The following is a 13,791-nucleotide window of genomic DNA, read 5'->3' on the forward strand; positions in this document are numbered from 1 at the left end:
CTGCGTATCGTCGGGCGGTGATGTATTTGGACTGATGTCTCGGTTACCGCACAACTGTTATGCGCTGGGTTTCGACTGGTCCGTTGTCAGTTTCCATCCGCAGGAAGTACGTACCACTCGCCATCCGGCTTACATCAATGGCCTGCTCGTGGCGCCCTCCTAGTTCCTGGTCGGTTACCGTTTGTACGCGGCGGCCCAGCGTGTCGTACAACTGGATGCGCACATGCTGATGCTCTGGCACTGCAAACCGCACCGTCGCCTGACTGGATGTGGGGTTCGGATACGTAGGCAGCAACTCCGCCTCGGTGGGCTGTCGCTCAACGACGACCTCGTCGCTGAACGATTCGGTGCCGTCGGTATCGATCTGGCGGAGACGGTAGGTGAGGCTATCGGCCGCATAGGGCAGATCCGTGTCGTCGAACCGGTAGGACTGCGGCTCGTCGGTGGTGCCCGCCCCGTCTACGTTGGCAATCGTTTGCCATGATTCCCCGGTAGAGACATCCCGGCGGGACGTCTCTACGGAAGCCTCGCGGCGTTGAATCTCAAACCCGGCGTTGTTGGTTTCCGAGATGGTCTCCCAGTGTAACTTCACGAGATCACTATCGGCCCGTTGTGCTTCAAATCGGGATAACTCTACGGGAAGCGGATTGTCGGCTTCATCGCTCGCGATGGCAAACTGGCTAAAGCCAGTTAGATCTTGCACCGCAACCCAGTTTTCGTCTTCATTTAAAACCAGTGTGCCCCCCAGGTCAGTGACCTCATTCCACGTAGCACCATCGTCTTCGGATTTATAAAGACGCAGCGCGTCAAAGTCATCAATACCCGGAATATCACTGGCATCCAGTGCAAGATCGTAGGTTGGGTCCTCGCCCGTCAAGTCAGTGTCGATCGTCCAGGTGAAGGGAGCAACGCTGCCGGGTAGATCGGTACTTTCGGGTGTGGTTTCGTTTCGGTTGAAAGATAAATCGCCACTGGTTGCGTTCCGAAGCAGCACGAGTCCTTCAAAGCCTGCTGGATCTATATACCCTGCCAGATCGATGGCATCCGTAATGCTGGATTCGGTCGTAGCAACCTCGGTATACTCGTGGGCGCCCAGGTCGGGGGCAAGCCCAAATAAACGGTTGTTCCCTAACGCATCGGCGGTGAGGTCTACTGCGACGCCGTCATCTGCAAATGGGGAACGGCTGCCGCGTGCAATGGCAGGTGAGGTGCTGCTCAGGCGCAGGTCACCAACAAGTGGATCCACAAACTGGGGATCGACGTCGAGTATTGCTCCTTCACTCTCGAAGGTGCTATTCTCCGGTCCTCCGTCCACGATGGTGTGCCCAATGAACACAGTGGAATGGCTCCCAAACGTGCGGACCTCTTCATAAACGGCTTCGTCTGCCTCGTCTCCTTTATTATTCCAGAGGATGGAGTTGATCACATTCATCGTGGCTGTGCCCTCGAATCCTGAGACAGAGAGCGAGCTGAACTCCAGTTCATTTTCGGCAACGGTCACATGAGCCAGCGTAAAAGTGCCTGTGCTTTCTTCTTCGGTGCGGATGAAAAAGGTATCGAACCCAACATTACCTCCTGAAAACACATTGCGGGCTACAGGCGAGGCGTCGCCGCCGTCAACAAGGACAGCGGCCCCGGTTCCATGCGTCGCCGTGTTTCCGATGAAGGCAGCGTTTGTGAGTGTGGGGGCAGCAAAAGCGTTATCACCGTCGGTTCTGGTAACAATGCCGCCGCCCCGGCTATCGGCATGATTGCCAAAAGCCACGATATTGCGAAGGGTCGGACTACATGCTCCTTCCTCGGATCCGTAGCAAATGAGTCCGCCGCCGCCCCGGGTTAAATCATCTTCGCCGTTGGCTTGACCAGCGGTAAGAGCCACGCCATCAATCACCGTATCCGCAGTGATGTCTCCATTAGGACGTCCATCAAGCATCAGCACTGTGTAGCTGTTATCTCCCTGAAGGTGGGATGTTGCTTGCGTAGCGACGAAGGGGTCGTCGTTAAGATCAATGTCTCCTGAAAGGGTCGTCCCCGTCGTGGGATCGGTGAGGTCGAGGTTTCGGGTGTTGAGTTGATTCTCAACATCGCTAATGCTACTAAAAGATTCGGTGCCTGTCCAACCGCCGTATATATGCAGCCCGTCTTGAGCCCCTGTGAGCGTAAAGGCGGTGCTTCGCTCTTCATCGGTAACATTGTTGACGTTTGCTGGTGTTACGGGCCGGTAAACTCCAGCGGCAATGACGATCACATCATCTCCGGTCGCTACGGCAAGAGCATCCTGTAGATCTGTGAAGGCATCATCGAACGATGACCCATCCTCAATCCCCATGGCATCAGCCTTCACATGGTAGATGGGACCGTCGTACGTACTTTGAGGCCGTTCATAGGCACCCAGGCTTACGGTGCCATCTTGAATACGATCTTCGCCCAGCAAATCTAATGCGACACCACCTATTGCCTCGTTGGAGCCCGCGTTGAGGGCAGGCGAGCCGGGCTGGAGGCGCAATCCGTCCTGCTTCGTGAAGAAAACAGCATCGTCTCCTGCGGGATTATCCCCCGCTACAAACTGTGGAGCAGCATCAAGATTTGTGCTCTGCTCGAAGTCTACCGCATCACCGTCTTCATCTTTGTAGATTGCCTCGGCGTCGTTTCCTGCTTCGACTCCATCTGGGCCGTTTTCGATCAGCGTGTTCGAGAATACGGGAGCGGCTCCTGTATCCCAACTGCGCACTTGGTCGCCCATGTCGGTGGCGGTGTTGTCATACAGGATCGTGTTGGTGAATACCGGTGCTGAACTGCTTCCACTTCCAGCCCGGTGATACACGGCTCCGCCAAACTCGCCCGTATTGCCGGCAATAGTTGTATTGGTGACTGTTGGACTGCTTGTGCCGCCGTTTCGACCGTTCAATAGAAGCGCGCCGCCCAGTGCCGGGTCATCATTCGGCGTCTCGGCGGTATTGTTGACAAATACGCTGTTTATTAGTGTAGGATTGCTGGCTCCACCGTCTGAGCCGTCCGCATAGAGCGCACCGCCTTCATACGCCAGGTTCTCGGTAAATACTATGCGTTCCAGAAAGGGGCTGCATCCACTGCCGCTGCCCGTTCCTTCGCAAAGCATGCCCCCACCGCGTCCGTTGGATGCACTGCCGGTAGCGGCCCCTCCGGTGACGGTAAAGCCGTCGATGATCGTCTGATCAGTGATAGGTCCTTCAGTCGCACCGTCGAGATATAGTACGTGATAGTTGGTACCTTGCCCGTCAAGTACGGCTGGGTGAGCGCCAGGATCGCGGGTGTTGAGGGCCGCCTCAACGGCCTCTATGGTATCGAACGACTCGCCTCCGCTCCATCCACCGTAGATACGTATGCCATCTTGGGTCCCATCGAGCTTAAACGCATCATCAGCATCTGGACCTGGGGTATACGTACCTGCTCCAACAAGAATGATATCATTCGAACTGGCTACGGCCAATGCATCTTGCAGATCAACAAATGCATTTTCGAATGAGTCCCCTTCTTCATTACCGTCGGCGTTTGCTGCAACATGGTGAATCGAGGTGATCTGATCGCCAGCATCTTGCTCATACGGCCCCATGCTCACGGTACCGTCTTGGATGCGTGCCTCCCCAAGCAAGTCAGTTTCTACATTTGATGGAACAGCCTCATTATCACCGGCATTGAGGGCGGGCGATGATGGGCTCAGACGCAGTCCATCTTTGAGGGTGCCAAAAACGAGATCGCTTCCAGCCGGATTGTCACGGTCTGCGAATAGCGGATCACCATCAAGGGTGCCGTCGCCACAGTCGGTTCCAGAAATAGCTTCGCATCCCCCTTCAACTAGCGAATAGCTGATTGTCGAGGTAGAACTGCTGTTATTAATCTCATCGCCGTTGTCCCAAAAAATAGAGTTGTGTACCTCCGGGCTTGCGCTTTCGTTGTAGAGCGCTCCTCCTGATCCTCTTCCGATGTTTCCGGTGAATGTTGTATTGATGAGGGTGGGACTGCTCGTTCCGCTGCCTCCGTCGTTGTACATGGCTCCGCCCCGCCACGCTTCATTGTTTACGAATACTGCATTGATGAGCGTTGGACTTGCATTGCCGACTGGCCCTTCACTGTATATAGCTCCTCCTCTGCTGGCTTCGTTTCCTGTAAAAACGGCATTAACTACAGTGGGGTTGCTGGTTCCATCAATGCCATTGTTGAACAGAGCTCCTCCTTTACCCCACGCATAGTTCCCCGCAAAGGTAATGTTGGAGAGCGTAGGGCTGCACGTAGAGTTGCTGCGCCCGTTACAAAATACGCCGCCACCGTCGGATGAAGGCTGCATATTGAGCTCTGCTTCCCCTCCCGTGATCGTCACTCCATCGAGTATAGTGCTCGATGTAATCCCCGAGCCTGAGCTGCCATCCAAATAGACTAGGTGTTGTGTATTGTCACCATTGATATCACTGGCGTCCCAGGTGATGCCGTTTTCATCGGTGTTATCGTTGTTGTTAATGTCGCCAGAAAGCACTGTAATGTTAGTTGTCGGGTCGCGCTCAGACCGGCTGGTTTCGGTGCCATCGAATCCACCGTAGATTTCAATTCCGTTTTGACTGGCTGTAATTTCAAAGCTGATTGTTTGATCGGAGCCAGATGTTGGCTTGTAGACGCCTGCAGCAATCCAGACTTCGTTGGTACCCGAGGCGTTTGAAAGCGCTATCCGGAGATTAGTGTACGCATCATCCCATGAAGATCCATCGTTGGCCCCGGTCGCGCCTGCATCTACGTAGATGATAGATTGGGCATGGAGGGTAGGTCCTGCAAACAGGAAAAGTACCAGCAGACAGGTTGCTATGCTCAGGCTTTTTGCTATGCTCAGGCTCTGGATGAAATCATTCGTATCGGTATCAATAAACATGGTAGGCAAAAGGGAATCCAGACAAAATGACGACGATCTGCTCAACAGTCTACGGAAGAAAGCAGACCGTTGCGTTGCGTGAGCGTCCCAAATGTTTGCGTGAGTGTCTCAACAAACGTGAAACTACCCTATTCGGGGTCTTTTTTCGATATGGCATCCTTACTTCTTTCCCAGGTGCTCCTTTTCCCAGCTCCAATGCCGGCACGCCAAATGCATGTTTGTATCTGATGTATCTGATAGACCCATCCCAAGCGCCGGGGGACTGCCTGAACTCACCGTGGCTGATCGTTTTGTGCCCGCCTCGCACTGCTGACAATTAGCCAACACCCTAAATTGGACCACGTTACGTGGTTGTAGATGTCGTTGCGAGCTTGGAGGGCGGCTCGTCGTACCGTTCGCGGAAGCGATTTGTGAAGTGCGATACACTCTTGAAGCCAACTCCGTATGCGACCTCGCTTACATTGCCTTTGCCGCTCGCAAGCAATCGGTGGGCCTCCTGCAGGCGAACCTCCCAAATCAGATCAGATGGCGAATGCTCAGTTACGTCTTTGATGTCGCGGTACAGCTTTGACCGGCTCATACCAACGGCCTCGGCAAGCGCCTGCACAGTGAACTCCGGATCGCTAAGGCGATCGTGAATGGCCTGGCGGAGATCGGCCAAGAGAGGAGGGGTGTCGGGGGTAGTGTCGGTCAGGGGCGTAGGCGGCTCGGACTGAAACCGCTCGCGCAGTCGCATCCGCTGTTCGATAAGCGTGCGAATACGTGTGCGCAACTCGCGCGGACGAAACGGCTTGGTGAGGTAGTCGTCGGCACCGGCCTCCAATCCACTAATCTTATCGTCGAGTTCGGCACGCGCGGTCAGTAGCACAACCGGCAGGAAGTCGGTGGCCGTATCATTTCGAATGGCTTGCAACATAGCTACCCCGTCCATCACAGGCATCATGACATCCGATACGATGCAGTCGGGGGTGTGCGTTCGGGCATGAGCCAATCCCTCTTCTCCGTTTTCCGCCTCTATCACGCGATAATCAGAAGCGAGGTGTCGGCGCATGTAGGCACGGATGTCGGCGTTGTCATCCACCAGAAGCACGGTGGGGCGCGCATCGTCTGTACCGGTTCCGTTTGCAGAGGATGCCGTGCGCGATGGCGTAGCCCACTCCATCGGTAGTAATCCCGAGGGAGCCGCGTCTCCATCGGCCCAGACAACATCCTCGCGGTGATGCAACGCATCGGAATGGCGCGGCCAGCGCACCGTGAAGGTACTGCCGTCCCCTTCACTGCTTTCTACCGACACGTCTCCACCGTGGCGCTCGGTGAGTGCTTTTACCAGCGCCAACCCAATGCCCGTGCCTGTAACCGAGGCGGCGGTGTGAGCCTGCGCAAATCGTTCAAAAATGGCGTCTTGGTCGGCCTCTGAAATACCCGGTCCTGTATCGGCAACGCGCAGGAGGGCCCACTCGGAGGTGGCGTCTAGCGTAAGCCGGATAGATCCGCCCGAGGGTGTGAACTTGAACGCGTTGGAAAGCAGGTTCACAATAACCGTCTCCAGATGCTCGGGGTCGGCGGGCACCTGCAGCGATGCATCATCGAAGCCGTGATACGAGAATGAAAGGGCTTGCTGGTCGGCCAGCGGCTCGAAGGTGCGTGCGATTCGTTTGAGGAAGGGTTGCAGATCCACCTGTTGGACATGCAGCGTAAGCGAATGCGACTCCAGGCGAGCAATATCGAGCAGCTGATTCACCAGGCGCAGCAGTCGGCGGTTTTGCAACAGCACGCGTTTTAGATCGGCCCGAGCCGCGTCAGAGAGGTCGCCCTCGGGAGCCTCGATCCACTCTTCGAGCAGCCCCAGCGCCACTGTAAGAGGCGTTCGAAACTCGTGGCTCACGTTGGCAAAGAACTCGGACTTCGCCTCATTCAGCGCGCTGATCGATTCCTTTTGTTCGGCCACCGTTTCAAGAGCCGCCATCGTACGTTGCTTTTCATCGCGCAGAGCAGCGGTTTGCTCGCTTACGCGTTGTTGGAGCTCCTGCTCGCGCCGTTGCAGGGTGCGGATACGAAGGTGGTAGCCGATTCCGGCAGCCCCTAGCACAAGAAGCCCCAGAATAAAGGCAAATCCCCATGTTTCATAGAAGCGAGAGGGAATGGTAAGCGTCAGCGTGGTTGGCGCACTCCACTGTCCATCTTCGTTTGCCGCTCGTACCTGAAATGTATAAGTGCCCGGTGGAATGTTAGTGTAGAACGCCGTGCGTCGGTCCTCTGCCGATTGCCAGTCGGCGTCAAATCCGTTCAGCTTGTACTGAAACCGCACAGCATCGGGCCGACTTAGGTTGATGCCAGTGTAGCCAATTTCAAAGCTTCGCTGTCCCATTGGAAGGGTGTTTTCGGCATCGGGAAGTGGAAATGTTTCATTTTGATAGCGCACTTCAGTGACATGCGTGGCCGGCGGCTCTTGCCGTGCATAGCTGGCTTCAGGATCAACGACAGCCACCCCCTGCAGCGTTGGAAACCAGATGCGACCGGTAGCATCCGTGTGGGCGGCCGGTTGAAACCCTCCACTGGTTTCGGCGGTGCCCAGCCCTGCCGCTTCGCCATAGCCCACGCTATGGATGGCGTCGGTTGTGCCTTCTATGAATGCTTGAAGCGTGTCGAGGCGTGTTCGGTAGATGCCCCGGTTGCCGCTCATCCACAGGCGGTCTTGCGCATCGGGCACAATAGCCGACACCACGCTGTCGAAGAGGCCATCGGCTTCGGTGATTGGTGTAAACGTGCCGTCGTTATGGTGGATGAGCCCATCGCCGTAGGTGCCGATCCACAGATTGCCGTCGGCATCTTCATGGATGGCCCGTGGACTGGTGGAGGGGAAGCCGTTGTCGGGAGTGAATGCTGTGATCGTATCGTCATGGTACCGAGCCAGTCCCTCGCGGGTAGACAGCCAGAGCGCTCCCGTGTGCTCGGAGCGGTGGATGTACTGCACGCGGTTCGCGGGCAAGCCATCATCCGTCGTATACCGCGCTTCGACCTGAGTGCCACGAAGCCTGTACAGTCCGTAGATGGTGCCCACCCACATCACATCCGGATCCACGGGGTCCTCATAAAGCGCTTTGACAACATCCCCGCGATGGATGCGATGTGTGCGGTCGTAAGGCAGGTCGATCCGAGTGGCTTCGTCGTCGCTTATGCGAACGACGGCGCTGTGCCCAATCCAGAGTGCGCCATCGCGCCCGCCAAGCACGGAATACAGGCAGGCATTATCGGGCACATGGTCATCTACGTAAGGCATTATCGTGCCCTCGTCCCACCGATTCAGTCCACCACAGTTGGTGCCAATCCAAAGCGTGCTGTCTTGGGTTTCGGATACAGAAAGCGCGACATCATACGAGAGGCCCTCCTCGGCGCCATACGTAGAAAAGAGCGGTCGGTGAAACCGAATCAGTCCGCCTCCTTCCGTACCAACCCATACCGTGCCTTCGTGATCTTCAAACAGGGTGCGAATGCGATGGGCTTGTTCGCGCTCGCGGGTGTGCGCAAACACAGTTGACTCATTGTGTTGGGCTGATAATGTTACGCGATCGGCTACCCACGTGTAGCCCGGCTGGGTGTTGAACAGAAACGTGCGTGCCGAGCCTTCATTGAGCCGAAGCGTGTCAACGGCGACGATCCCCGTGGTATCCAGTTTCACCTGATGGCCTGCTTGGGTACCCACTATAGCAGTGGTGTTCTGAACGCCGAGTGCCCGCATGCGACTTTCGGGAAGCCCGTCGTGGGTTGTTGTGTACATGAGAGCGTCGTTGCCTGTATGAACTGCAACGGCGTCGTCAAACGTCATCCACAGATGGCCGCTGGCATCGGCCTGCATATCGGCCACCGCTTCTGGTGGGTGCTGATCGGAGAACTGCTCGGAAGGCAGCGCCTCTACAGTACCCGCCTGGTACTGCACAACGGCTTCTTCGGGAGCAGCCCATACGGTACCGTTTGGCCCTACGGTAACGGCACGGATGTAGCCAGTTACAGCGGGATGGGCGTCGCTGAGCGATTCAAAAGAACCGTCACGATAGCGTGCCAGCCCTCCTGCGGTGCCCACCCAAAGCGTCCCGTCTTCGGCAACAGCCAGGTCGGTGATGTGGTTGTCGGGCAGCCCCGAGGTATGTGACGTGTGATAGGTGGTAAAGGTGTTTCCATCAAAGCGAGCCAGGCCGTCGCGCGTGCCGACCCACAAGTAACGATCGGGGGTTTGTGCAAGGGCATGCACCGAGTTCTGGGGCAGCCCTTCTGAGGAGGTCCATGCAGTCGCCTGCCACTCGGCAGGAGCCGCGTTTTGGGCAGCGTCTGCAATGCTGGGGGGCCCTCCGACCAACCATAGAATGATTACAAGGTACCGAAAAGCACGCTGCACAGCGAAAGAAAATCCATCCCTCAAAAATTATACTGGATATGTAACGAGCCTGTTTGCATATCGGTTCGACATGGATGTCCGCTGGGCGGCCTGTCTACATTGACTTCGGCTTCACCGCATTTATTATTGTGTCCTACTGCGCTATCACACCTAAATGGTATCGTTCAAAATTGTCATCGCGAGGAGGACGCGTGCGACCGACGCGACGCTGTGAGCGCTAGCGAACGAGTACTCCTGGGGTGCGATCTCATGCCGTTGATTAGGCAGCTGTACCCGGCCTGATAGCATGAGATTGCGTCGCTGCGCTCGCAATGACAAGGGTGTGGGTTTTTCTCAGTACGGCCCTCGTCGCGATGCTCTGCGTCGCGACGGACGAATGGACGCTCTGCGTCCGCCCGTCATCCTGATGCCGCTAGTTCTCTGTCACAGCTGAATGTTTGTGTGCGGAGACCGTGCCAAACCCTGTGTCCCAATCCCCTCCCAAAAACCTGTCATGGTGAGCGAAGGCCGACGGAGGAGGCCCATGTAGCCGCCGAATGGCATTCGGTGGAACCATCTCCCCGACGCTCAGCAGGCTCTGATCGATCGAGCAGCCCTGCCCATTTCGAGGGAGATTGTTACTCACTGCCTTCGTCAGTCGCTTCGCTCGTGTCAGACTCCGCACCTGCTAGACGCAGTTGCTCCGCTCAAGATGACAACATAAAAACGAGGTCGTTGCCCACCCGAAGATTGACGTGTGACAGAGTACTATGGTGCATCCACATCTTCCAGATGAGACGCATAGGCGGCGCGATGCTCGGGCTTTCCCCAGGTGTCGTACAATTCGACAAGCCGCTGCAATGTTTGCGTTTTAAGCGTCTCACTGGTATCCGACTCGTGTGCTATAAGCTGTTCATAGGCATTTACAAGCAGCGTCTCCGCCTCATTGTAGCGTCGCAGTTCGATAAGACACGCGCCCAGTATTGTAGCGCCTTCAATACGTTCGGGGTGATGTGCAGGGAAGGCCTCCTCGCGAATGGAAAGGGCCTCCTGCAAGAGCGGCTCGGCCTCGTCGTACTGATCCTGCTCCATGCGGATACGAGCCAACCCGATGGTAGACGTAGCGACAAGCGGATGGCGCTCGCCCATGGTGGCTTGAAACTGAAGGCGTGCGTCGTTAATGTAGGTAACTGCCTGCGCAAGGTGCCCCTGCTTCTCAAGGATATTCCCCAGATTATTGCGCACCATAGCTACACGCGGGTGGTCGTCGCCCAGTGTAGATTCCCGCATCGCCAGCGCCTCACGCATTACCGATTCAGCTTCCGCATATGCACCTTGATCTTGCAAAGCCAGCGCCAGCCCGTTCAACGTTGACGCTGTGCTCGGATGCGCCTCTTCGTATAGCATGCGCTTTACGGCAAGTGCTTCTCGGTAGATCGGCTCAGCGGCTTCTGCATCGCCTTTTTGGCGCACGACCATCGCAAGGTTGTTCAAGCTCATAGCCACCCGGGGATCTGTATCGCCAAGCACATCTTGTCGGATCGTCAATGCCTCGCGTAGCGCCGACTCAGCTGCACGCCATTCGCTGTTATCGCGGTGCACCAATCCCATAATGTTCAGCGTTTCAGCCCGGTCAAGCGGATCCGCTTGCGGGTGGTTGTTTTGCACAGCAAGCGCATCATCAAGCAAGGACTCGGCCTCCTCCAGGTCGCCCTCTACCATGCGGACGCCCGCAAGCAAACTTTGCGTGATGGCCACCTCCGGATGATTGGCGCCATGCAACGCAACCTGTTCGCTAATCACCTCGCGAAATAGCCCCTCTGCCTCTTCGTAGGCCCCCGATCGGCGCAGCACCGAAGCAATGTGACGCTTCGTGGTGGCTGTTTCCGCATGGGGAGACTCAGCAATAGTGGTGCGCAGATCAAGCGATCGCTCTAGAACCCCAAGCGCCTCATCGTACTGTCCGAGTCGCCCATACACCTGCCCGACTACATCGAACATCTCGGCTTGGATCGCCGGCTGCTCGTCAAGTTGCTCGGCGCGTTCTACCCCTCGTTCCATAATCTGACGGGCCGTTATTGAGGCTCCCTCTGCCTCCGATGGATCGTTGGCCTGAAATAGATCCACTAGAAACGCCGTAACCTGCTCCGACTTCTGGGCCTCCTCCTGGGCGCGGTCGAGCGCAGCTTGTGTTTGTTGCGAGTGCCACGTGATGGTTGCTGCGTAGCCGATCACTGCCACCATTACCAGAGCAGCTACCGCCACTCCCCACCGGTGCCGCTGCACAAACTTGCGTGTGCGATACGCCCATGTATCTGGATGCGCAGACACGGGGTGTCCGTTGAGGGTACTGCGCAGATCGTTGGCCAGCTGCTTTACCGATCCATAGCGGCGATCGGGCTCTTTGCGCAGCGCTTTCATGATGATGGTGTCTAGATCGCCGCGAAGGACCTTGCGGCGTTGAGCAATCGATGCTACGTCGCGTCCCCCTTCTTGCATGACCGCCGTGCTGGGCCGGGTGGGCTGCTCCTCACAAATGATGCGCTCCACCTCACTGGGCGTACGGTCTTTTACCTGGTACGGGCGGCATCCGGTGAGCAGTTCGTACAGCACTACCCCCAGCTGATAAATGTCGGAGGCCGTGGTAATCGCTTCGCCCCGCACCTGCTCCGGACTCGCATAGCTCGGCGTCATGGGCAGCAGGCCAGTGCGTGTGCGGGGGGCGGCATCGCCCAACATAGGCTCAGGATCGAGCAGCTTGGCGATACCAAAGTCGAGTAGCTTCACCTGTCCGGCATCCGTCACCAGAATGTTGGAGGGCTTCAGGTCGCGATGGACAATGAGCTGTTGATGCGCATACTGTACGGCCTCGCATACATCGAGCATGCATGCAATGCGCTCACGAATCGAGAGGTCGTGGTCCATGCAGTACGCATCGATCGGCTGGCCCTCGACCACCTCCATAACGAAATAGGGCTGCCCCGCTTCCGATACGCCCCCATCGAGTAAACGAGCAATGTGTGGATGCGTCAGGGTGGCCTGGATTTGCCGTTCAGCCAAGAAGCGGGCGCGGGCTTCCTCGGAAGGAAAGGCCATCCAGAGAAGCTTCAGTGCGACCTCTTGTTCGAATTGGCCATCGGCACGGCGCGCTCGGAAGACGCGCCCCATGCCTCCCTGCCCAAGTTGGTCAACGATCTCATACGGACCGATCCGGTGCCCGGTGAGGCTGCCAGTGGCCTCCAGATGATGCAGCGAGGTGTGCATTTCGTCAAGCACCCGGTCTAGAGGACCCGTGCTGGCGTGGGCCTGCAACAAGGACTGCACCTCGGCACGCAACTCGGCATCCCCTGCGCACGCTTCGTCAAGAAACGCATCATACTCGGACTGATCTCGATTCTGTGCCTCTTCAAAGATGCGTTTGATGGTTTGCCATCGCGATGCATCCATAGTGCTATCCCCCACGCTTGGTGTGCGTGCCATTTGATAGTTCACGATTCAGCCAGGCCCGAGCCACTTTCCAGTCGCGCCCTACGGTGGCTGGAGAAATATCCAGCGCATCGGCGGTCTCCTGAATGGTAAGTCCCCCAAAGAACCGGCATTCGACAACCCGAACCTGCCGCTTGTCGACCTCTTCGAGCCGCTCAAGGGCCTGATGTACAGAAAGAACGCTGTCTAAATCAATCGTAACCTCGGCATCCCCATGCTGTAACGGCAGCGGATCATCGTCCCCACCGCGCTTTTGCGCCTTGCGCTTGACTGCATAATCGACGAGTACGTTACGCATAATTCGTGAGGCCATCGCAAAGAAATGCTGACGGTTTTCCCACGACACCTCGTCTACATTAACCAACTCCAGGTAGGCTTCATGTACCAGCGCCGTTGTTTGGAACGTGTGGTCATTCCGCTCGCCCCGTAGCCGTTGCTGTGCCATGCGCTTTAATTCGTCGTATACGAGCGGAAACAGTGCATCAATGGCCTCCGAATCGCCAGAGGTATGCGCACGCAGCAAGGCGGTGATGTCTCCTGTACTCATGGATGCAGCGGTTCATTGTTATAAAGAGGTAGAAACCAGAAGCAGGTAATAATAGAAAAGCCGATGCATGATACCGTTCACGTGAAGTATACAAACAGCAGATGCACTTTTGCGAATCGGTCTTCCATGCAAAGTAGAGAATGCAAGTAGCGTACGTGAAACGGTTCCATAGTCGGGTCATCGATCCATCCCAAGGCACCCGGTCTATGTGAGCAAACGTGATATTCCGGAGGAATGCGATAACTATGACCCGTTTGGGGGAGAAGCCGAAGGCAGCGCCTCCATAAAGTGTTACATTTCTGTAATTCAGCTTTTATCGTGAGTGTCTACGGGCCGTTTTTTGGCAATACCCTACACGGAAAGGGTCTTCAGGGCCTGCTGCGAAAAGACCCGAGGCATCAAGGATCGCTAGTGATTTTTAACATGTTTATTTGTTCTTATTTCAGGCAGTTATCCTTTGAAGTTCTTCTTTATAACTAAATCTATATT

General features: G+C 56.4%; 4 protein-coding genes. All 4 read right to left on the reverse strand.

The window, feature by feature from the left end:
* Positions 1-43 precede the first annotated feature (43 nt).
* A complete protein-coding gene (locus tag ACZ5AL_RS13570) occupies positions 44-4,897 on the reverse strand; it encodes a T9SS type A sorting domain-containing protein (protein WP_464511058.1) in 4,854 nt (1,617 codons plus the stop codon).
* Between the two features lie 343 nt (positions 4,898-5,240).
* Positions 5,241-9,290, reverse strand: a complete 4,050-nt coding sequence (locus ACZ5AL_RS13575; protein ID WP_464511059.1) for a two-component regulator propeller domain-containing protein — start codon at positions 9,288-9,290, stop codon at positions 5,241-5,243.
* A gap of 747 nt (positions 9,291-10,037) precedes the next feature.
* Positions 10,038-12,716, reverse strand: coding sequence for a tetratricopeptide repeat protein (locus ACZ5AL_RS13580; protein ID WP_464511061.1), 2,679 nt, complete (start codon positions 12,714-12,716; stop codon positions 10,038-10,040).
* A 4-nt stretch (positions 12,717-12,720) separates the two neighbouring features.
* Entirely contained in the window at positions 12,721-13,302 is a 582-nt protein-coding gene (locus ACZ5AL_RS13585; protein ID WP_464511062.1) for a sigma-70 family RNA polymerase sigma factor, read from the reverse strand.
* Positions 13,303-13,791: the final 489 nt, after the last annotated feature.

This window comes from Natronotalea proteinilytica, assembly GCF_055379935.1.